Genomic DNA, 20,065 nt, shown 5'->3' on the forward strand with positions numbered 1-20,065 from the left:
AGGCGTTTCCCCGAATACCAGCCCGGAAGCCCTCTGCGCCTTTCCATTGCAGCGGCGTCAGGCCTTCCGCGCGGCGGCCTTGAGCTGGCCGCAGGCGGCCTGGATGTCCTGTCCCTTGCTTTTGCGGATGATGGCCGTGATGTGGCGCTTCCAGAGGCATTGCTCGAAGGCCAGCACGCGCGCTTCGTCCGGAGCCGCGTAGGGCGCGCCTTCGGCGGGATTATAGACGATAAGGTTGAGTTTGCCCTTAATGTCGGCCACCAGTCGGGCCAGTTCCGCGGCCTGTTCCGGTCCGTCGTTGACCCCGCCCAGCAGCAGGTATTCAAAGGTGATTCGTTCCCGCGTCTTCAGCGGATAGGATTTGAGCGCGGCCAGCAGTTGATCCAGGGGCCAGCGCGCGGCCTTGGGCATGATCCGGGCGCGCAGTTCCTGGTTGGGCGCGTGCAGGGACACGGCCAGATAGGCCAGGCCGCTTTCGCCCAATTCGACCAGACCCTTCTCGATGCCGCAGGTGGAGACCGTGATCCGGCGCGGCGAAAAATTGAGTCCCTTATCGTTGTTCAGGCTTTGCAGGGCGCGCATGACCTCGTGCAGGTTGAGCAGGGGTTCGCCCATGCCCATGAAGACCAGATTGCGCAGCACGGGCCAGTCGGGACGATTGTCGCCCAGATGCTCGCGGGCCACCAGAATCTGGCCCAGAATCTCGCCCATGTTCATATTCCGCTCAAAGCCCATGCCCCCTGTGGCGCAGAAGGTGCAGCCCATGGCGCAGCCCACCTGAGAAGACAGACACTGGGTCCAGCGGCGCACGCCCTCACGGGAATCAGAGGGAATCAGGACGGTTTCCACCAGCGCGCCGTCTTCCAGGCGGAGCAGAAATTTGGTGGTGCCGTCGCCGCTTTCCTGCACTTGAGCCACTTCGGGCCAGGCAATGCGCGCCGTTTCCGCCAGACGCGCCCGGCAGGCCTTGGAGACATTGCTCATGGCCTCGAAATCGCGGGCCATTTTCTGCCAGATCCATTGCCAGACCTGCACGGCCCGGAACTTGGGTTCGCCCAGTTCGGCCTGCATCCAGTCCGTGAGTTCGGGAAGGGTGAGATTGAGGAGGTTGATCATGGCATATCCTGCCCGGTGAGATTTTTTGTTTTTCCGGCGTGAGGGTATGGGCTTGTCCCTTGGCTGATGCTTATTCCAGTTGCGGGTTTGATTACGGCGGCGGCGCGCCGCGTCAATGAGAAACCGCGCGGCTGACAATTGAGCGTCGCATGCCGACTGCCGGCGGCCGGATATTCCCTATGTTTATAGACTGCCGGTGGATGGCCTTGCGCGGCACAAAAGAAGATCGCCTGCTACCTTGTAGCGGGCGAGGGAAGCTCGCGGAGTATAAGCCGCGCAGACCTCGCCATCCTTAAGCAATGGAAAGTTTCGCCGTAGTGTTCCCGGGGGATGCAAGGGCAGAGGAGGGGGGAGATCCCCATAACCCGTCCCCTGCCCACACTGGAGGCGGCCCGAGCGAAAGCGGTGCAAAAAGATTCGATGCCCGCAGGGCGCGTAAACGGCATGCGCGCGACAGGACCCTGTCTTTTTTGTCACACTCGTTCGCCGGAAATCCGTTATCCCACGGACTTCCGCGCGTACTCCCGCACAAAGGCCACGGCGGACTCCAGATCCGTCACTTCTCCGGCGATCTGGGCCTGCAGCAGCGCGTCGCGGATCACGCCCACCAGCGGGCCGGGGGCCAGACGGGTTTCGCTCATGATCTCATTGCCGTTGAGCAGGGGCTCCAGCATTTGTTCCGGCGTTTCGGCCCGGTCCAGATACTTCATATTGTGATTGAATGAAGTGTAGCTGCCTTCACGGGCCTGCAGGTCGGCGCGGGCCATGGCGATGAGGCGCGGGTATTCGTCCAGCGCCTTGAAACGGCGGATGCCTCTGTCGGTCATCATGAAATGGAAGCGCATGTGATGGTTCACCAGATGGCAGAGCAGATCAATGTCCTCAGGGGCGAAGTGCAGGCGGCGCAGAATCTTGCGCGTGACCTTGGCTCCCACCCGGTGGTGCTGGTAGAACGTCCACTGCCCGTCGAAATACTCGCCGGTAAAGAGCTTGCCCACGTCATGGAACAGCATGGCCATGGTGCCCAGCCAGTCGTAGTGGAAGCCTTCTTCCGGATAGTGCTTCATGCACTCCAGGGTGTGGTCGAAGACATTAACTTCCACGCCGTCCTTGTCCTTTTCCTGACAGACGCAGGACAGCGCCGCCACTTCCGGGATCAGGCCTTGCAGGATATGGGCGTCATACAGCAGGCGCACAAAGCGATGCATGGATTCGGCGGCCACCTTGCGCCATTCATCCATGATGTCCGTGGCCGGAACATAGTCCAGCACGCGCACCGAGGAGCGCACAATGGCCAGCCATGTGTTGGGTTCAATGGGGATGTCGAAATTGGCCGCGAAGCGCAAAGCCCGCACGGCCAGCAGATAGTTGTGGCGCAGGGTTTCGTCCGGCAGGCCGGTGAAGCGGATGCTGCCGCCCTTGAAGTCGGCGAACCCCTCGTAGGCGTCGCCGCTGGGCGCGGGGCTGCCGAAGCCGGTCAGGCGGAGTTGTTGGCGTTCCTTGGGGTCCATCATGGCGGCCATGCTGGGCGTGATGCGCAGCAGCGAAAGTTCGGGATGACCCGCGTCCTCCACTTCCAGCGGATAGAAGCGGAACAGGATGCCGTTTTCCTCCATCTCGGCCATGGCGCGTTTTTCAGACTCCATGCGGGCTTTGGGGAAGAGTTTGACCAGGGTATCCATATCCGGTTCACAGGCGATGTCCACGGCGGGCTGCCTGGCGGAACGCAGCAATTGTTCCTGCAAGGGCGCGTTGATTACATGCGCGTCATAGCCGTTGCGCAGCAGGGTTTTGCAGATGGTAATGGCTTCTTTGAGCGCTTGGTGCATCGTGGGCTCCTTGCGAAATGTGGGCAATACGCCGCCACCGCATACGAAAAGGGCGGGATTGGCGCAATATTCCGATTATGTACAGGACGAGGCCTGAAAGTCAAGCATGACGCTCTGTTGCGGCGGCTGAAAACGGGCAACGCCCCGCGCCATACTACAGCGCGGGGCGTTGCTTTAACGCGGATGTTAAAGCTAAGAGCAATGTCGCTTTAAAAGTGCTCTGGCGGCCGCGAAAGCGGCCGCCAGCAAAGTCAATCTGCTCTAGTCGCCGAAATGGCGGGCTTCCCGCTTGACGCCCAGGGCGATCTTCCAGAGAAGGGAGAGCACCAGCGCCCCCACGGCGTAAACGCCGAGGGCCACGGCGATTTCCTTGGCCGTGGGCATATAGGGCGTAAAGGCTTCAAACATGTTGGGCGTGAAACCGCCGATAAGCAGGCCCAGGCCCTTGTCGATCCAGCTGGCGGCCACCAGCATGATCAGCGCCAGAGGCAGCAGGGGGCCGGTGCGCCACTGCGGCGGAATCAGGATGGCCAGAGAGGCGAAGGCCATGATCACGGCGGCCCACATCCAGTAGCTCACCCAGGCCAGATGTCCGCCATGGCCGGAGAACAGGAAGAGCATGGGTTCCATGTGGCCCGGAATCTGGCTGTAGAAGGCCGTGAAGATCTCCAGCAGATAGAAGAAGACGTTCACGCACATGGCGTAGACAATGATGGTGGACAGGGTCTTGATGGCGTCCCTGCCGGGGTCGAAGCCCGTGAGCCGCCGCACCAGGAAGAGCAGGAGCAGCAGAATGGCGGGACCGGAGCAGAAGGCCGAGGACAGGAAGCGCGCGGCCATGATGGCGGTCAGCCAGTAATGGCGGCCCGGAATGCCCGCGTACAGGAAGGCCGTGACCGTATGGATGGAGAAGGCCCAGAGCACGGAAAGGTAGATCAGGGGCTTGACCCATTTGGGCGGATCCACATCCAGGCGTTCGGCTTCCAGGGTGACCCAGCCGATGATGATATTCAGGCAGAGATAGCCGACGAGCACGATCATGTCATAGAACATGACCGAATTGGGCGTGGGGTGGAGCATGACGTTAAGCATGCGCTGGGGCTGCCCGAGGTCCACCACGATGAACAGGGCGCACATGACCACGGCCGCCACGGCCATGAATTCGCCGAAGATGATCATGCGCTTGAATTTTTTGTAGTGATGGAAGTAGGCGGGCAGGACCAGCATTACGGCCGAGGCCGCCACGCCGACGAAATAGGTGAACTGCGAGATATACAGCCCCCAGGACACGTCCCGGTTCATGCCCGTGATGCCGAGACCGCTCTGGAGCTGGTCCAGGTAGACAAGGCCGCAGCCCGCGATGACGCAGAGCAGAAAGAGCAGCCACACATAATAGCTCTTGGGACCGGTAAACAATTTCTCAAGCATGGCCAGTTCTCCCTAGATGAGGTAGTAGACGCCGGGCTGCGTGCCCAGATTGGGCTTGCGGCGGATACTGTAGTTGGCGGCCAGGGCCTGACGCACCGTTGAATTGGGGTCTTCCAGATCTCCAAAGAGAATCTTGCCGCCCGAGGCTTCCACGCAGGCGGGCATCTTGCCCACGGCCAGACGTTCGGCGCAGAAGGTGCATTTTTCCACCACGCCGATCATGCGGGTGGGGAAGGTCGGGTTGGGCACGGGATCCGAAAGGTATTTACGCGGGTCCACAAAGTTGAAAGAGCGCGCGCCGTAAGGACAGCCGGCCATGCAGAAGCGGCAGCCGATGCAGCGGTGGTAGTCCATGGCCACGATGCCGTCTTCCATCCTGTAGGTGGCCTGGGTGGGGCAGACGCGCACGCAGGGCGGATTGGTGCAATGGTTGCACAGCAGCGGATAGTCGGCCTGGCGCGTCTTGTCGTTGATATGGGCGTTCATGTCGTCCGGGAAGACGCGGTCATACTTGTCCAGCCAGAACCACTTGATGTTCTGGTTGCCGGGAATGTGCGGCACGTTGTGGACCTTGTGGCAGGCTTCGATGAGCGCCTCGTAGTCCTCGGGGCCGCGGAACTGGCGGGTGTCGATGACCATGGCCCAGCGCTTGGCGGTCAGGGCGTTTTCGCCCCGCTCATACCGGCCGGGCGCGATCTGGGCCCGCGCCGCTCCGGCCGTGCCGGCCAGACCCGCCATCCCGCTGCTCAGGGCAAAGGCAGAAAGCCCCGCCACTTTCAGAAAGCTTCTTCTGCTCGTGTTCATTACTTGCCCTCCGTGGGAATAATGTGGCAAGTCCAGCAATAGGGATAGACGCTGTTGGCCACGTGGCACTTTTCGCAGAATTCCTTGTAGTTGTTGTGACACTTCAGGCAGGTGTTCTGCAGGCTGATGACCCACTTTTTCCCGTCTTTGGCGGACACATAAACGCGGTTTTCCTTGCGCAGGGCCTCGTCGCGCCACTCGTTGAGCAGGCGCATATGCTGGGCGCGCATGAATTCCACGTCTTCAATGCAGTTCTTTTCATCCTTGGGCAGCACCACGTCGGTTTTTGTGTAGTCCTGTCCCAGATAGCTCACCCAGAAAGGGGAGCTGAACAGCACCACAAAAATGACGATGCCCGTGATCACAGCTTTGGCGTTATACATCTATCGGCCCTCCCCCTGCGCCTCAGGCGCATCAGCCGGGCTTTCCTCCGGCTCGTCCTCCGCCACATTGGGCAGGTCTTCCTGACGCATATCCATGGTGCGCTTGCATTCGCCCTTCATGACCAGAGCGTTGCCCACCAACTCGTGCAGGCCGCTCACGCTCACGCCCGGCGCCCAGTAGTCGGCCAGCGGGGGCAGGGTGGCGCGGTCGATGGCGCAGACGCAGGCCATGTGGTTGACGCCGTCTTTCTGCTGTACATAGCGCAGGGCGTTGCCGCGCGGCATGCCGGAGCGCATGCGCAGTTCCATGATTTCCTCGGTGTTCAGGCCCGAACCCGCGCCGCAGCAGAAGGTCTGCTCGCGGATGGTGTTTTCGGGCATTTCCACGAAGTTGTTGCAGACGTGCTTGAGCACGTAGCGCGGCTCGTCCAGCAGACCCATGGCGCGCGCCGGGTTGCAGGAGTCGTGGAAGGTGGTGACGAGATGGTCGTTACGGCTCGGGTCGAGCTTAAGCTTGTTGTGGTGGATCAGGTCGGCCGTGAATTCCGCGATGTGCACCATCTTGGTGGAGGCGGCGTTGGAGAACACCGTGCCGGTGATGGGCGAGACCGGAATTTCCATATTGGCCGGGGCCGGTCCGTTGTAGGTATCCATGTACTGGTTGATCACGCGCCACATGTGCCCGCACTCGCCGCCCAGAATCCATTTGACGCCCAGGCGCTCGGCTTCGGCGTACATCTTGGCGTTGAGCTTCTTGGCCATGTTGAAGGAGGTGAAGGAACCGAAGTTGCCGCCCTCCGAGGCGTAGGTGGAGAAGGTATAGTCCAGGTCCAGCTCATGGAAGAGCATCAGGTAGCCCATGAAGGTGTAGATGCCGGGATCCGCGAACACGTCGCCCGAGGGCGTGATGAAGAGGATCTCGTGGCCCTTTTCGTTGAAGGGCGTCTTGGGACGGATGCCGGTGATGGTTTCGCAGTCGTCGGCCAGCATTTCCACGATTTCCACAAAGGAATGAGGCTGGATGCCCAGATGGTTGCCGGTGAAACTGCAGTTTTTGACCGGGTCCATGATCCAGTGGATGCCCAGGCCCACCTCATGCAGCAGTTCGCGCACGATGGCCGTGATTTCGGCCGTGTCGATGCCGTAGGGGCAGAACAGCGAACAGCGGCGGCATTCCGTGCACTGGTAGGCGTAGTAGAAAAGCTCCTTGACCACGCTCATGTCCCAGCCGCGCGCGCCCGCCTTCTTGCCCAGAATCTTGCCGAGCATGGTGTAGTCGCGCCGGTAGAGGGAGCGCAACAGCTCGGCGCGCAGCACGGGCATGTTCTTGGGATCGTTGGTGCCCAGGAAGAAATGGCACTTGTCCGCGCAGGCGCCGCAGCGCACGCAGATGTCCATGAAGAGTTTCAGCGAACGATGCTTCTCCAGGCGGTCGGCAAAGGCGTCGCAGAGAATCTTTTCCCAGTTCTCCGGCAGGTTCCAGTCCTCTGCGGCCGGATCCCAATCGTGGGGATTGGGCATGTGCAGGAGTTCCATGGTCTCTTTTTTGGCCGGGTAGCAGAAGCTGCCCGGCGTGAATTCAGGCTTGGTGTCGAGCCAGCTTTTGTCCGGAAAGGCCGGGCGGCTGGCGACGAGCATTTGCGGCGTAGGTAATTTTGCCATGATGACGACTCCTTACTCGGCGGCCTTTTCGGGTTGCTTCTCCAGCGGCAGGCCGGCTTCGGCCATGGCGTCGCGGTAGGTATCCTCGTACTCGGGGTAGGTGAAGTACTGCTTGGGCGGATTCCAGGGATTGATATGGCGCACCCGGCGGGAATTGTTGGCCTGGTTGCGCGTGGGGCTGAAGAACACGCCCGGCATATGCGCGAGTTTGGAGAAGGGGAAGTAGATCAGCAGCACGCTGACCAGGGTCAGGTGCACGAAGAACAGGGCGTTGATGCCCGCGCCGGACACGGGAGCGAAGTGGGTCAGGCCCATGACGAAGATCTTGACCTGGGCGATTTCGGTTTTATCAAAATAGCGCAGGCAGATGCCGGTGCCCACGATGCCGATGAGCAGCCAGAGCGGGAAGTAGTCGTTGAGCAGGGAGAGATAGCGCAGGCGCTGGTTGAAAATGCGCCGGGCCAGCAGAAAGAGCAGGGCCGCCAGGGCCAGCCCGCCGGTCCAGAAGAAGCGCGGCGAACCTATCTGCATGATCCCGTCGATGGATTCCAGAAAGGTGATACAGGACGGCACCGGCTCAATGAAGAAGCGGAAGTGCCGGATGAAGATCAGCAGGAAGCAGTAGTGGAAGAGCAGGGCGAAACACCACAGCCATTTGGAGGAATAATAGACGCTGCGAGGCCCGTTGCTGACGGGGTCGTTTTCGCGCACGTCGGCCAGGCTGTTGCGGAAAAGCGAACGGAAGAAAAAGACTTCCAGAAACATGCGCTGGACAACGCCCCAAGTGGTGCTGGGACAGTCGATCTTGTTCTGCTTGATGAAATCAAGCGATTGCTCCTGGCCGCCGGTGGTGGGGATGCAGAAGGGCACGGGCGATTTCGCCCAGTAGACCATGCGCCAGACCATGCCGACGATGAAGACGACTGCCGCCACATAAGGCAGCGCTACGCCGAACAGAGAGGCGAGCCCCGCGCTCGCTCCCGCCCAGGCGATGGCCCCTATGAGCAGCACCAGCAGTAATGATGAGAACATTCCCTACCTCGCTTGACTACAAGTTATCCCGACCATCCGAGCGGATTCCGGGAAGATCTTTGCGCTCCACACGTCTGTGGGCCTTGCCGTCCGCGTGTTTTCGCCGGGGACCGGCCGGATGGCCGCCCCGACGCCCTTGTGTCGCGCCCCGCGCCACAGCGAAAACCGGCTGCGGACGCAGGGTCCGCCGCCGCGCTCCGGCTCCAGGCCGCCTCCCGCCGTTGCGCGTCAGCGCGCGTCGGACGGGCCTTCCTCCAACCTCTGCGCCCAGCGCGCCAATTGAGCGTGCTGGTTGCGGATTTCCTTGATGCGCGACTCCGCCAGCGTTTCGCGGGCCGCGGTGTAGATGTCAAAAGCCAACAACGCCAGGCTGTCCAGCCGGGATTCGGCCGTGAGATAGGCGTCAAGTTCGCCCTGGGCGGCCAGCGTCGGCAGGATGTGCTCCCGCAGCAGAGGCTTCATCAGATAAAAAACGCCCAGACCCTGGCTGGGCGTGAAGGTCTGCACGGCGCGCAGCTTCACGAAACGTTCCAGCGCGGCCTTGACCGTGTCGATTTCCACCTCTTCCCCGGCCACGGCATCATACAGCGTGCCCGCCGCCTCTTTGGTCATATGGGCCACGGGATTGCCGAAAGGGTCCCGTTTGGTGCGCAGAAAACCTGTGGTTTCAAAGGGATAGGTAGAGTATACCGCCTCCGTCCAGAGGCGAACCACATCGTTTTTCCGGCTGCGAAATATTTCTTGTATGTTCATGGATTCCAGCTAAACGGCCAAGCGTATAGTTTTCTCATATAAGCGGGAAGGGTCAAGCGCGTCAAGCCCTTTCGGGCATTTTACGCGCTGTCCCCAGCTCCCGGCGTTGGAAAAAAGCGCGCGGTTTCAGGCCCGAAGGCCGGGACGAAGGCGCTCTGGTCGACTGCGGCAAAAGTTTATCCGTCAGAAGCAAGTGGGTATGCATGGATTGTGCTAAAATGCACAATCAGGACGTTCCCATCAGTAAATCGCCGTCGGCTACGGACAGGGGGCAGCGCCGCCGCACTGGCCCGCCACCTGGGGATCCAGGGGCAGAGCGGCGTCTTGTCCGTCCTGCGCTCCAGGCTGGCCGCCGGTTTGGTCGTCCCGCGCGGAAGACGGCGTCTCCTGGGACTGCGCGGGCGGGGGGGGCGCCGGGATATCCGTCCGGCTGTCCGTCCGGTTTGATGCGGAGCCCGCCGGCTGGCGGTTTTGCCGGGCCTGTTGCTTGACCAGCATACTGGGCAGCCCGTGGTATTCAAAGAAGGGCACGGTCTGCGCGCCGGCGGAAAAGACATGGGCCTTGTTGCGCAGCATTCTGAAACGCAGCCAGAGCAGGTCGGGGCTCAGAGCCGCGAGTCCGCGCGGCGGGGTCACGTTCTGGGACTGGCCCAGGGCTTCGGCCAGATTCATGCCCGTGTCCAGCAGGCGGCGCATCTGGGCCACCCTGTACACGTCGCTGTCGTTTTCGGCCAGGGGATAGAAAGCCACGTCCACATGCCCCGAAAGGATGTCAATGCCCTCGCGGCAGCTCGGGCAGGAGGGGGAGAAGAACATGCGCACCGTGGCCTCGTCGTCGCCCTCCGTGATGGGCCAGATCGCGGTCTGGGAGCGGGCCACAGCTCCCACATTGACCGTGAACAGCAGGACCCAGACCAGGAGCAGGGCCGAGCGGCGGGGCTGGATGCCGCGCCCGCGCGCCTGCCCCTGTTCCGCCTGTCGGAAGCCCAGGTAGGTCAGGGCGAAGAACACGGCCACCACCAGGCAGCTCACGCAGGGCGCGGTCAGGGCCATGAGCAGCAACAGGCAGATATCGCCCAGCAGGGCCAGCCCGGCCAGAAGGCATCCCGGTGCGGCGGCCCCCAGCAGGGCCAGCAGAGCCAGAACCGCGAAGGTTCCCGTGCCCAGCCACCAGAGCGAAACGCCGCCCACTGTGAAATCCTGATACAATGAGCAACCGGCTGTCACGCAGAAATTGACGTCATTGCCGAAGGCGCTCCAGATGCAGAAAGCCGCTGCCAGCAGCGCGATGCACAAAGGGCCGGTGAGTATCTCGCGGGATCGCTTCATGAAACACCTGTGGTATGGCTGTGAGGCGCGGACGCGCCGCTGTTTTCAATACGCCGTGGGGGAGACCGCTTCCTCGGAAGCGTTGGCCGCAAAAGTACAAAATTTATAGGCTGTTTTTTACTTTTCGTAAAGCGCGGGAGCTTTTGGAGCGCTTCGCCACGCGCCGGACGGTGAGGCGGCGGGCCGGGCTTGCCCTGAACCGGGCTACGGCTTATGAAAAAAAGCAGTCCGAATCGACAACGGCGTGGGCGGCGGGTGCCGACGAGAGCATTGCAACTTTAAAATGCTCTGACGCCGCACACGGTGCGGCGCGGCGCGAAGCGGCCTGGATTCAGCCGAAAACCGTGCTTTTCGGCAGAATGAACCTTTGAAAAGCTGCGATTTTTCAAAGGCAATCTGCTCTAAGATCAGCAACTCCGATACTCCGTGAATCGTCGGGATTTATTCCCGCCGTCGGCGTGCGGATTTCGTGCCGCTCCGCCCGGCGGATTTTTTGAAAACGAGCCGTTGGCCGCGCAAACACGGCGAAGCGGAGTTTGCAAGCAGTCCGAGTTCGCGTCGGCACGACGACGGAGCGGCTTTTTTCCCTGTGGAGGCCCGCATGCTTCTTTCCCCTCTGGAACTGTTTTGCGCCGCCGCGGCCGTGTTCTGCGCCGGTCTGGTCCGGGGGGCCACGGGCTTCGGCTTTTCCATGATCTGTATTGTGCTGCTGACGTTGCTGCTGCCCCCGGCGCGCATCGCGCCGGTCATCGTGCTCTGGGAAATCGCGGCCAGCGCCGGGCATCTGCCCTTTGTTTATAAAGAGGCGGACTGGAAAGCCCTGCGCCATCTGGGTCTGGGCGTGGTTCTGGGCACGCCTCCGGGCGCGTACTGCCTGGCCTCTCTGCCCGCCGCGCCCATGACCATAGGCATCAATGCCGTGGTGCTGGTCCTGACGGCCATGCTCTTTTTCGGCTTCAAGCTGCGGCAACGGCCGGGCCGCTGGGGAACCTGCGGCGTGGGCGCGCTTACCGGCCTGATCAACGGCGCGTCGGCCAACGGCGGACCGCCGGTGATCCTTTTTTTCCTGTCCGGACCGTCCAGCGCGGCGGTCAGCCGCGCCTCGCTCATTGCCTTTTTTCTGTTCACCGATGTGCTGGCCGCGCTGGTGTACTGGGGCTACGGCCTGATGACGGTGCAGGTGTTCCTGCTGGCCGCCGTGCTGCTGCCCTGCGTGGCTTTGGGCATCTGGCTGGGCGCGCGCTGGTTTCGGCATGTGGACGAGGCCCGCTTTCGGCGCGTGGTGCTGGCGTTGCTGCTGTTGATGGCTTTGGCGGGCCTGGCGCCCGCCGTCCTGAAGCTTGCGGGCTGACGGATGCGGAAAAACCTTGTTTTCCGCAATGACGCGGGCCACACTGAACCGGTGCGACGGGATTACGGGATTGCCCGTCAAAACGTGTCTGGAGAAAAATTATGTGGAAGAACGTCATCTTGTTGGGAACCTTCGCTTTTCTGCTCTGCGCCTGCGGCGGTGTGCGCAACGCCAAACTGCCTGACGGCAGCGAGGGCTATTCCATCAACTGCAATGGAGAGGACAGCGACTGGGCGGACTGCTACAATCAGGCGGCGGACAAGTGCGGCGGCCCCTATGAGATCGTCAGCACCAATACCGTCGGCGTGCGCGATACGCCCATGCGGAATATTATTGTGAAGTGCAAGAAATAGAGCAATGTTATTTTGAAATTGCTCTGACGGCTGCGAGAGCGGCCGCACGCCCGGCGGCGTGCCGAGAAGCGTGGTTTGACGTCAATGCAAATATAAAAGGGACGCCCTGCAGGGCGTCCCTTTTATATCATGCTGACGCGGTCCGTTACATGGTGGAGCCGGCGGCGGCGCGCTGCATCTTGATTTCCACCTTTTCGGTGAGACCGGAATAGTACTCGCGCAGAATGACGAGCACTTCCTCGCGGCCGAAGTGATCCGGCACTTCCGCGCCTTCGGAGAGCATCTTGCGCAGCTTGGTGCCCGACAGGATCACGCGGTCTTCCTTGCTGTGCGGGCAGGTGCGCATGGAGGCCATGCCGTCGCACTTCTTGCAGTAGAAGGTCCAGTCGATGTTCAGGGGCTCGCAGAGCAGACGTTTGCCTTCCTCGGCGGGTACGGGCATCTTGCGGAAGATTTCCTGGGCTTCAAACATGCCGTAGAAGTCGCCCACACCGGCGTGGTCGCGGCCCACCAGCAGATTGTTGATGCCGTAGTTCTGACGGAATGTGGCGTGCAGCAGAGCTTCACGCGGACCGGCGTAACGCATGTCCAGCGGATAGCCGGCCTGGATCACGAAGTCTTTGACAAAATATTTGTCCACCAAGGTGTCGATGCACTTCACGCGCACTTCGGCCGGGATGTCGCCGGGCTTCAGGGAGCCCACCAGGGAGTGGATGACCACGCCGTCGCAGACTTCCACGCCGATCTTGGCCAGGTATTCGTGCGAACGGTGCATGGGATTGCGCAGCTGCAGGGCGGCCACTTTCTGCCAGCCGCGTTCGTCCATCTTTTCGCGCAGCTGGGCGGGGGTCATGTACACGCCGGGGAACTTTTCGGGGAATTCGCCCTGCGAGAGAACTTTCACCGGACCGGCGATGTTGTATTCTTTCTGGGCCAGCACCATTTTGACGCCGGGATGGTCATTGGGGGCCACTTCCCAGAACTTTTCGGAGTCCGGGCCTTCGCCCTTGAAGACCAGTTCGCATTCCCACTTCTTGTCGGCTTCGGTCATCTCGTAGATTTCTTCCACCTTCATGGTGGCCATGACTTCGCCCTTACGGACGAGGGCCACTTCCTGGCCGACCTTCAAATCTTTGGCGTCTTCGGCGGAGATGTCGAGGGTCACCGGCACGGGCCAGAAGGTGCCGTCGGCGAGCAGCATCTTTTCGCATACGCTCTTCCAGTCAGCCTTGCCCATGAAGCCGGTCAGGGGCGAAAAACCGCCAATGCCCATCATGATCAGGTCGCCCTTGGCGCGGGAAGAAATCTCGATCTGCTTCAGGCCGGCGGCCTTTTTCTTTTCATCTTCCAAGGCCTTGCCTTCCAGCAGGCAACACACCAGGCCTTTGCCGCCATGCGGGGGTACCAGTTTGGACATCGCGAAATCCTCCGTGTTTTAGTTATGGAAGCCTCACCGCGCCGGGCAAAATCCAATCCGGCCGGAAAGGGGGCTGTTCCGGTAAACATCTTGTGAATAATCTAACAAAAAGTCAACTACCTTTCAGGATTTTTTGTGGCTTCTTTTGCCTTTCCGGCGCGGCCGTAAAGCAAAAAAGCCCGCGCGGCGGCCTTTCGGACGCCGTGCGGGCCGCGTATTCATGGTTGAGGATGCGCCCTGAAGCCTTTCATGCGCAAGGTACGCTAAAAAGGTACTTCGTCCATATTGGAAGCTTCCGAGGGGAAGGCCGGACCCAGATCTTCGTCCTGAGGCTGCTGGCGCGGGGCCGGGCGTTGCGGCGCCTGCCCTCCGCCCTGGCTCCGCTGACCGCCGCCCTGTCCGGCCGATCCGGCCGGTCCGCTTTGTCCGCGCGGGGCCTGCCGGGGCGCGCCGCCGGGAGCGCCCGCGTACTCATCCTCATAGCCGCCTTGGCCGCCGCGCGGGGCGTCGCCCTTGCGGTCCAGAAACTGCACGCGCTGGGCCTTGATTTCCGTCGTGTAACGGTCCTGGCCCTGCTGATCCTGCCATTTACGGGTTTGCAGGCTGCCCTCCACATAGACGAGGCTGCCCTTGGAGAGGTAGTTGGCGCAGTTTTCGGCCTGTCGCTGGAACACCGACACGCGGTGCCATTCGGTGCGTTCCACCTTGTTGCCGTCGCGGTCGGTATAGGATTCGTCGGTGGCCACGTTCAGGCTGGCCACCGGCGAGCCGCTCTGGGTGTAACGCAGTTCGGGGTCGCGGCCCAGTCGGCCGATGATCATGACTTTATTCAGCATTGCTGTGCTCCAGGATGAATACGGATACAGGACGACCGTCGTCGGTTCAGGCCACGAAGGCCTGCTCCAGCTGATCCAGCACGTCTTCCAGTTGATCGCTCAGGACGTTGGCTTCACGCGGCTGCCAGTCGGCCAGGGCCTTTTCCAGATTCTGCTTCAGGCGCGCGGCCTCGCGGATGCCCGGTCCCAGGGCCTCCTGGCGGGCTTTAGACCACTTCATGAATGTCAGGCCCTCGTCCAGAGCGCGCACCATTTCCAACACGCCGTGTTTTTCGTGCTTGATGGGCACGCTGAAGGCCAGTTCGGTCAATTTGGGCCAGAGTTCTTCCAACAGATCTTCATTCCAGGTCACGGCGCTGACCCGGATTTGCAGTGCTTTTCCCATAATAGTGTACCATATGTTAAGGGTGGGGCGGCATGTCGCCGGGCCGCGTCAGCCGGCCTCGGGCCGCCGCCGTTACTCTTTTTCCGTCCATTCCGTCTGGACGCGCATGATCACGTCCTGAATGGCCGGAAGCTGATCCTGCGGGCAGACGCCGATGAGCGGCGCGCCCGTGTCCATGTTTTCGTTGTACTTGAAGTAGACGGCGTAAATGACGCCGTCCGGGCCCGTGTAGTGCAGGGGCACCTCGCGCTTCATGCGCGACATGATCAACAGCTCCATACCGTCCCGCACCGCCACGGAATGCGCGTCCGAAGCGCGTATTTTCTTGTCCACTTCGGGCGTGAAATAGTATTTGGCCCGCTCCGGCGCGCGGAAGAGGTGCAGGGCCTTTTGCAGGATGGCCCGCTGCACTTCCTCGCGGGTGAGCATGTGGCGCAGCACCGCCAGAGGCGTGCCCGCCTCCACGAAGCGGCCTTCCAGCTCGCTGTGCAGCACGCTGACTTCGCCTTTTTCCGGCGCGCAGATGGGCTTGGGATTGCGTTCGCGCTCCAGGGTGGCGATCTGGGTGCCGGGTTTTTCCTTCCACTGGCCCTGGGGGCCCATGACCTTGTCTCCGGTTTTCAGACCGGCGAAGGTCACCCGTCCGGTGTGGGGCGTGGCGATGACGATCTCGCGGTAGGGCGAGGCCTTGATTTCATCCAGCAAGGCGGAAATGTCGATCATTTTCTGTCCGTATGATCTCTTTTTGGGGCTTACCGCCCCAAACCCCGTCCGGGGAGAATGATTCCCCCCGGACCCCCGCGCCTCCGACATCGTGTTGCCGCGCAACACGATGTCGGCAATGGGGGTGCAGGGGCATCATGCCCCTGCCGGGGGGCGGGGGCGGAGCCCCCGATTCAATGCTACCGATAATACAAGTTTCTGCCGCCGATGGTAAGCAGGGCCTGTTTGAGGTTGGCCCTGATCTGCCGCCGGTCCCAGATGCCCTGAATGTGGCCGCGCGACAGGGCGCGGTAGGAGCGGTGGTACTTGGGCGGAATGTCCATGCCCGTGGTTTCCTTGATGACGCCCGGCCCGGCGAAGCCGATATTGGACGAGCGCACCGCGAACTGGTAGGGCGAACAGCCCAGGAAGCTGGCCACCGGCCCGGCGAAGGAATTGGTGTCGTAGAGCACCATGTACAGACCGCCGGATTCAATGTAGCGGCGCACGGCCACGGTGCAGCGCGGCATCTGGATTACGCCGTGGGTGCCCTCCTGGATGCGGATGCCCGCCGTGCCGTGCACGTAGGCCAGGAAGGGGTAACGCTTCTTGGCGGCGCGTTGCGCGGCTTCCACGAATTTATAGCCTTCGGCCGCGCCCACGGAGCCGCCCCGGAAGGTGCCCATGAGCATGGCCACCACCATCTTGATGTTGTCGATGCGGGCCTCGAAGGTCATGCAGCCGCTCTTGGCCCCGGTTTTTTTCTGGGCTTCGGCGATGCGCTCGGCGAAACCGGGGAAGTCCAGAGGATTGCCCGCCTCGATTTCACTGTTGAATTCAAAGACCGAGCCCGGATCAAAGACGTTTTTCACGTACCATTCGGGTTCCATGGGAAAGTGGTAGCCGCAGTGGCTGCACACGCCCGCGAATTCCGCGAACAGGTCCGGGCCCCAGAGGTCCAGGCAGCCGTAGGAGGCGCTGTTGGGGCAGGTCAGGGTGCGGTCGATCTTGTAGCGCGGCGAGAGGTAGTTCCACTTGTGGCGGCGCGAATCGTCCGACCAGGCCGAAAGTGCGGTGAGTTCCCTGGCCTTGTTCTCCGCCCGGCTGGGCAGATTGCGGGTCAGTTTGCGCCAGGGGGCGAACAGGCGGCCCTTGAACATTTCCCATTCGTTGTCCATTTCTTCCATGAAGCCGCGGATCTGCCGCTGGTGCTTGCGGTAGAAGTCGTACTTGAAGCTGACCCAAGGCTTGGAAAACCAGTCCCAGAAGGCGGTGGCGGTCTTGGTCAGGAAGGGACGGCGGTCGCGCGCGGCCTGGCGCGAAAGACGCAGGAACTTCTGCTGGCGGCGGTCGCGCAAACGGTTTTTGGCCGCCGTGGACAGGCCCCAGCGGATGTGCAGCTCATCCAGGTTGGCGTCCGGATTGCGGTGGCGCGAAAGCGCCAGGCCCCGGAAGCCGGGCAGTTTGCGCGTGGAGATGACCACCTCGTCCGTGGCCCGGATGACCTCCTGGCGCAGCTGGCGGAAAAAGTCGAAATGCCAGGGCCGCGCGCCCAGGGGCGGTTCCTGCACGATGCGGTCGATGTAGCCGAAGCGCAGATTGTCCTGGGCCGTGATGTGCAGGTTTTCGGCGCAGTGCTCGATGAGTTCGGGCGTGGCGCGCTGCCCGGCCTTGAGCCGCCCTTCGATGGCCGCGGCCCCTTCCGGCGAAATGACGGAATAATAGCCGTGCGAGAGCATCAGGCGCTTGTCGGCCAGGCCGATGGCCTCGGCCCCGCCGGAGCCGCCCTCGGAAATCACTGCCACAATGGGCACACGCAGGCCCGCCATGCCGTAGATGTTGCGGGCGATCTGCTGGGCCGCGCCGGGGTAGTCCTCAATGGGGAAGGAGCCGGGCGTGAAGATATAGGCGTGGATGGGGATGCCTTCGGTTTCGGCCACACGCATGTACTGGAGGGCCTTGGCGTTGCCCCAGGGCTTGACCGAACCGCCGTTGCGGAATTCCGCGCCGTGGCCCTTTTCCTGCCCGATGACCATCACCGACTGGGTGTAGGTCTTCTTGCCCCGGCGGCGGGTGATCACCGCCCGGGCGATGAGCATGCTGGGGTCCAGACTGTGCTCGTCCTGGCCGCCCACTTCCGTGAAGTTGTCGTAGACGTTTTCCAGAATGTCGCGCAGGCAGATGCGCTGGGGGTGGCGCACGATGCGCACCCGGTCCATGGGCATGACGCCGCTTTCCAGCCGGCGCTCCACATAGGCGAACAGATCCTCGACCGTGGCCAGCTCCGCATAGGGATCGTTGAGCGAGCCGGAACGGGCGCGTTCGGCGAAGGCCGAGAGCCGCTCTTCCAGCAGGTCCGCGTTGTCCTTGTGCTTGCCCGCGAAAATGTCCTGCATGTAGGTCAGTCTGTCGCGCAGGCTCTGGATGCGTTTTTCGATATTGTTGTCCATAATTTGGGGTGCGCCGGTTACATCGGTGTCTTGAGGTAGTTGAAATAACTGTCGCTGCACTGGACAGCGGCCAGCGGGTTATGGCCCAGCATGCGGTCCTTGACGGCCAGCACCGTGGCCGGGGCCTCCAGATGGCGCAGGGCCAGGGTGTCGTGTCCCACGCAGAGGCCCAGCAGCACGTTGAAGTCCACCTGGGCCCGGTTCATCAGTTCGGCCTGGAGCAGCGGATTGCACATGCTTTCCGGGTGCTCCGGGTTGAGCAGATCCTCGCCCGTCAGGTCCAGCTCGCTTTTGGACAGGCCGCCCGCCTTGCAGATCACGGAAGCAACCTCCAGGCCCTGGGCCTTGAATATTTCCGCCGCGCCCGCGGCCTCGCGCCGCAGGCCGATGCAAAAAAGCAGGCCCAGGCGCTGATAGCCCATGGCCTTGGCGAAGGCCACGATTTCAAGAATCCGGGGACGGCAGGGCATGCGCCCGCCGTTGGGCAGCCGGGCGTAACTGTGCCGTTCCACTTTGGCGGCCTGGCGCGCGAAATGCCGGATGTCCGGCCTGGCGTAGGCCTGGCGGCTTTGCTCCACCAGATCTTGCCGGGCCGCCGAAGGGCAGTCCGGCGGATGTTTGCCGCCGGGCACGCAACAGAGCCTTTCCTCACGTTTGAAAGGGCAGGCCGCGCAATGGGGCAGGGGAGAAGCGCCGTGCATGCGGAAAATCCGGTTGCGGTTAAAAACGCAGAATGCGTCCGGTATTGGCCTTCAGAAAATCCACGTTGGATTTGAGGGGCTCGCCCGCGCCGTTCTGGCCTTCCAGGCGCAGGTTGTTCAGAAATTCCAGCCCGCGCGCCTTGACCTCGTCCAGGTCCTTGCCCCAGATGATGGCCAGGGCTAGGTTGGGGTCGAATTCCGTGGGAATTTCGTAGGGTTCGTTGCGGGGCACGTGGGTCAGCATGGTCAGCCAGGGCTGGTCTTTCCACTGGAAGTGCTCGATGCGGCCCACCCAGGGCGTGAAATTGTTGTCCGGGTCTTCGGCGATGAGGCGGTACTCGATGCCCACGCCCTCGGAGGCGATGTCCGCCTGGCTGTAGCCCAGCGGCTGGCCCAGACCGATGCGGACCTGCTCGGCGATGAGGTCCACGCCCTCCTTGCCGTGCACCCGCGAGATGCGGGCCGAAACGCCGTTTTCCACCTGGATGCGGGTGTTAACCTCCATAAGGAAGGGCTCGCCCTTGCGGGTGACGATCCATTCCCAGGTGCCCACGTTGTCGTAGCCCACCTTGCGGGCCATGGCCAGGGAGTAGTCCACAATGTCCGTGAGCACGCGGCCCGCGTTGAAGGTGTACTCCAACTCGTCCGGCGCGAAGCCGGGCGCGACCTCGATGCGTTTTTGCAGGCCTGTGGACTGGATGGAGCAGTTGCGCGTGCCGAAATGTACGGGATTCGTGCCCGAGCGGTCAGAAACGATCTGCACTTCCAGGTGGTTGAAATCCGTGATGCGCTGCTCGATGAGCACGCCTTCGTCCTTGAACTGGCGCAGGGCGTAATTGCGGATGCGCCGGTAGACCGAACGGAACTGGTCCGGGTCGTAGACTTCCTCAATGCCCATGCCGCCGCCGCCGGCCGAGGCCTTGACCAGCACCAGGGGGCGCTGGATGCCCTGTTGTTCCTGAAATTCAAAGACCGACTTGGCGATGCGCTCGGCCTCCATCTCGTCGTAAATGGGGCGGTCCGAGCCGGGCACCGTGGGCACGCCCAGGCCGCGCGCCAGGCGCTTGGTGTTGATCTTGTCGCCCAGTTCGCGGATGATTTTCCAGGAGGGGCCGATGAAGATCAGCTTGCGGTCGCGCTTGGTGACCCGGCGGGCAAAGCGGAAATCCTCGGCGAAAAAGCCGTAGCCCGGATGCACGGCGGTGCAGCCCGCCTCGTCGGCCACGGCCATCAGCTCGTTGGCGTCGTGGTAGGAGGAGACCTGGAAAAGGCTTTTTTCGCCGCCTTCCTCGCGGGCCAGGCGCACATGGCCGGAAGCCGCGTCCTCCGCCGTGTACACGGCCGTGAAGGCCACGTCCAGTTTGCGGCAGGCCCGCATGATGCGCATGGCGATTTCGCCCCGGTTGGCCACCAGAACCTTGTGGTCGCTCAACGGAATTTCCGTGGCCGCGCCCTTGGCGGCGACCTTCTTCTTGCTGCTGTCCTGAACTTTGTTCAAGCCTCTCTCCCCGGGAACAGTGCTCTTCCCTTCGCG

The 20,065-nt window shown here is 62.2% G+C and carries 18 protein-coding genes; 2 read left to right on the top strand and 16 right to left on the bottom strand.

What is annotated here, in order from left to right; all coding sequences use genetic code 11:
• Positions 1-57: 57 nt before the first annotated feature.
• The 9 genes from rlmN to FYJ44_RS03290 all read right to left on the bottom strand — a co-directional run bounded on the left by rlmN (position 58) and on the right by FYJ44_RS03290 (position 10,336).
• Positions 58-1,116: a dual-specificity RNA methyltransferase RlmN gene (gene rlmN, locus FYJ44_RS03250; protein WP_154509104.1), complete on the bottom strand. Its 1,059-nt coding sequence runs from the start codon at positions 1,114-1,116 to the stop codon at positions 58-60.
• Between the two features lie 497 nt (positions 1,117-1,613).
• Positions 1,614-2,945 (bottom strand): HD domain-containing protein, encoded by a 1,332-nt coding sequence (locus FYJ44_RS03255; protein WP_154509105.1) that lies wholly within the window; start codon positions 2,943-2,945, stop codon positions 1,614-1,616.
• Between the two features lie 261 nt (positions 2,946-3,206).
• Complete coding sequence (dsrP, locus tag FYJ44_RS03260) at positions 3,207-4,373, bottom strand: sulfate reduction electron transfer complex DsrMKJOP subunit DsrP (protein WP_154509107.1); 1,167 nt, start codon at positions 4,371-4,373, stop codon at positions 3,207-3,209.
• Positions 4,374-4,385: 12 nt separating this feature from the next.
• Entirely contained in the window at positions 4,386-5,177 is a 792-nt protein-coding gene (gene dsrO, locus FYJ44_RS03265) for a sulfate reduction electron transfer complex DsrMKJOP subunit DsrO (RefSeq protein ID WP_154509108.1), read from the bottom strand.
• Positions 5,177-5,560 carry a sulfate reduction electron transfer complex DsrMKJOP subunit DsrJ gene (gene dsrJ / locus FYJ44_RS03270; RefSeq protein WP_154509110.1) on the bottom strand — a complete coding sequence of 128 codons (384 nt, stop codon included), beginning with the start codon at positions 5,558-5,560 and terminating at the stop codon, positions 5,177-5,179. The genes dsrO and dsrJ overlap by 1 nt, the downstream gene beginning before the upstream one ends.
• A complete protein-coding gene (gene dsrK / locus FYJ44_RS03275) occupies positions 5,561-7,222 on the bottom strand; it encodes a sulfate reduction electron transfer complex DsrMKJOP subunit DsrK (RefSeq protein WP_154509112.1) in 1,662 nt (553 codons plus the stop codon).
• A gap of 12 nt (positions 7,223-7,234) precedes the next feature.
• A complete protein-coding gene (gene dsrM, locus FYJ44_RS03280) occupies positions 7,235-8,254 on the bottom strand; it encodes a sulfate reduction electron transfer complex DsrMKJOP subunit DsrM (protein ID WP_154509114.1) in 1,020 nt (339 codons plus the stop codon).
• Positions 8,255-8,482: 228 nt separating this feature from the next.
• Positions 8,483-9,007, bottom strand: coding sequence for an RsbRD N-terminal domain-containing protein (locus FYJ44_RS03285; protein ID WP_154509116.1), 525 nt, complete (start codon positions 9,005-9,007; stop codon positions 8,483-8,485).
• A gap of 258 nt (positions 9,008-9,265) precedes the next feature.
• Positions 9,266-10,336 (bottom strand): hypothetical protein, encoded by a 1,071-nt coding sequence (locus FYJ44_RS03290; RefSeq protein WP_154509118.1) that lies wholly within the window; start codon positions 10,334-10,336, stop codon positions 9,266-9,268.
• Between the two features lie 601 nt (positions 10,337-10,937).
• On the opposite strand from FYJ44_RS03290, the gene FYJ44_RS03300 reads away from it, so the two are divergent.
• Entirely contained in the window at positions 10,938-11,687 is a 750-nt protein-coding gene (locus FYJ44_RS03300) for a sulfite exporter TauE/SafE family protein (protein WP_154509122.1), read from the top strand.
• Positions 11,688-11,788: 101 nt separating this feature from the next.
• On the top strand, positions 11,789-12,040 hold the full coding sequence (locus FYJ44_RS03305) for a hypothetical protein (protein WP_154509124.1): 252 nt from the start codon (positions 11,789-11,791) through the stop codon (positions 12,038-12,040).
• A gap of 145 nt (positions 12,041-12,185) precedes the next feature.
• On the opposite strand, the gene sat is transcribed toward FYJ44_RS03305, so the two are convergent.
• The 7 genes from sat to FYJ44_RS03340 all read right to left on the bottom strand — a co-directional run bounded on the left by sat (position 12,186) and on the right by FYJ44_RS03340 (position 19,969).
• The gene (gene sat, locus FYJ44_RS03310; protein WP_154509126.1) at positions 12,186-13,457 is read right to left on the bottom strand and encodes a sulfate adenylyltransferase; all 1,272 of its coding nucleotides are present in this window, start codon (positions 13,455-13,457) and stop codon (positions 12,186-12,188) included.
• Between the two features lie 263 nt (positions 13,458-13,720).
• Positions 13,721-14,293 (bottom strand): single-stranded DNA-binding protein, encoded by a 573-nt coding sequence (locus FYJ44_RS03315; RefSeq protein ID WP_154509128.1) that lies wholly within the window; start codon positions 14,291-14,293, stop codon positions 13,721-13,723.
• Between the two features lie 46 nt (positions 14,294-14,339).
• Positions 14,340-14,678 (bottom strand): hypothetical protein, encoded by a 339-nt coding sequence (locus FYJ44_RS03320; RefSeq protein ID WP_154509130.1) that lies wholly within the window; start codon positions 14,676-14,678, stop codon positions 14,340-14,342.
• 72 nt (positions 14,679-14,750) lie between these two features.
• Positions 14,751-15,401 (bottom strand): biotin attachment protein, encoded by a 651-nt coding sequence (locus tag FYJ44_RS03325; protein WP_154509132.1) that lies wholly within the window; start codon positions 15,399-15,401, stop codon positions 14,751-14,753.
• A 179-nt stretch (positions 15,402-15,580) separates the two neighbouring features.
• Positions 15,581-17,830, bottom strand: coding sequence for an acetyl-CoA carboxylase carboxyl transferase subunit alpha/beta (locus tag FYJ44_RS03330; protein WP_154509134.1), 2,250 nt, complete (start codon positions 17,828-17,830; stop codon positions 15,581-15,583).
• A 17-nt stretch (positions 17,831-17,847) separates the two neighbouring features.
• On the bottom strand, positions 17,848-18,531 hold the full coding sequence (locus FYJ44_RS03335) for a DUF1847 domain-containing protein (protein WP_154509136.1): 684 nt from the start codon (positions 18,529-18,531) through the stop codon (positions 17,848-17,850).
• A gap of 19 nt (positions 18,532-18,550) precedes the next feature.
• Entirely contained in the window at positions 18,551-19,969 is a 1,419-nt protein-coding gene (locus FYJ44_RS03340) for a biotin carboxylase N-terminal domain-containing protein (RefSeq protein ID WP_287701963.1), read from the bottom strand.
• Positions 19,970-20,065 lie beyond the last annotated feature (96 nt).

Source organism: Desulfovibrio porci (genome assembly GCF_009696265.1).
Taxonomy (GTDB): Bacteria; Desulfobacterota; Desulfovibrionia; order Desulfovibrionales; family Desulfovibrionaceae; genus Desulfovibrio; species Desulfovibrio porci.

What these genes read in the sequence shown, in the direction of transcription:
- FYJ44_RS03330 (WP_154509134.1), bottom strand. Translation starts at nt 17,830, where the DNA reads ATGGACAACAATATCGAAAAACGCATCCAGAGCCTGCGCGACAGACTG.
- dsrJ (WP_154509110.1), bottom strand. Translation starts at nt 5,560, where the DNA reads ATGTATAACGCCAAAGCTGTGATCACGGGCATCGTCATTTTTGTGGTG.
- FYJ44_RS03320 (WP_154509130.1), bottom strand. Translation starts at nt 14,678, where the DNA reads ATGGGAAAAGCACTGCAAATCCGGGTCAGCGCCGTGACCTGGAATGAA.
- dsrM (WP_154509114.1), bottom strand. Translation starts at nt 8,254, where the DNA reads ATGTTCTCATCATTACTGCTGGTGCTGCTCATAGGGGCCATCGCCTGG.
- FYJ44_RS03325 (WP_154509132.1), bottom strand. Translation starts at nt 15,401, where the DNA reads ATGATCGACATTTCCGCCTTGCTGGATGAAATCAAGGCCTCGCCCTAC.
- dsrO (WP_154509108.1), bottom strand. Translation starts at nt 5,177, where the DNA reads ATGAACACGAGCAGAAGAAGCTTTCTGAAAGTGGCGGGGCTTTCTGCC.
- rlmN (WP_154509104.1), bottom strand. Translation starts at nt 1,116, where the DNA reads ATGATCAACCTCCTCAATCTCACCCTTCCCGAACTCACGGACTGGATG.
- FYJ44_RS03255 (WP_154509105.1), bottom strand. Translation starts at nt 2,945, where the DNA reads ATGCACCAAGCGCTCAAAGAAGCCATTACCATCTGCAAAACCCTGCTG.
- FYJ44_RS03335 (WP_154509136.1), bottom strand. Translation starts at nt 18,531, where the DNA reads ATGCACGGCGCTTCTCCCCTGCCCCATTGCGCGGCCTGCCCTTTCAAA.
- FYJ44_RS03305 (WP_154509124.1), top strand. Translation starts at nt 11,789, where the DNA reads ATGTGGAAGAACGTCATCTTGTTGGGAACCTTCGCTTTTCTGCTCTGC.
- dsrK (WP_154509112.1), bottom strand. Translation starts at nt 7,222, where the DNA reads ATGGCAAAATTACCTACGCCGCAAATGCTCGTCGCCAGCCGCCCGGCC.
- dsrP (WP_154509107.1), bottom strand. Translation starts at nt 4,373, where the DNA reads ATGCTTGAGAAATTGTTTACCGGTCCCAAGAGCTATTATGTGTGGCTG.
- FYJ44_RS03300 (WP_154509122.1), top strand. Translation starts at nt 10,938, where the DNA reads ATGCTTCTTTCCCCTCTGGAACTGTTTTGCGCCGCCGCGGCCGTGTTC.
- FYJ44_RS03285 (WP_154509116.1), bottom strand. Translation starts at nt 9,007, where the DNA reads ATGAACATACAAGAAATATTTCGCAGCCGGAAAAACGATGTGGTTCGC.
- FYJ44_RS03315 (WP_154509128.1), bottom strand. Translation starts at nt 14,293, where the DNA reads ATGCTGAATAAAGTCATGATCATCGGCCGACTGGGCCGCGACCCCGAA.
- FYJ44_RS03290 (WP_154509118.1), bottom strand. Translation starts at nt 10,336, where the DNA reads ATGAAGCGATCCCGCGAGATACTCACCGGCCCTTTGTGCATCGCGCTG.
- sat (WP_154509126.1), bottom strand. Translation starts at nt 13,457, where the DNA reads ATGTCCAAACTGGTACCCCCGCATGGCGGCAAAGGCCTGGTGTGTTGC.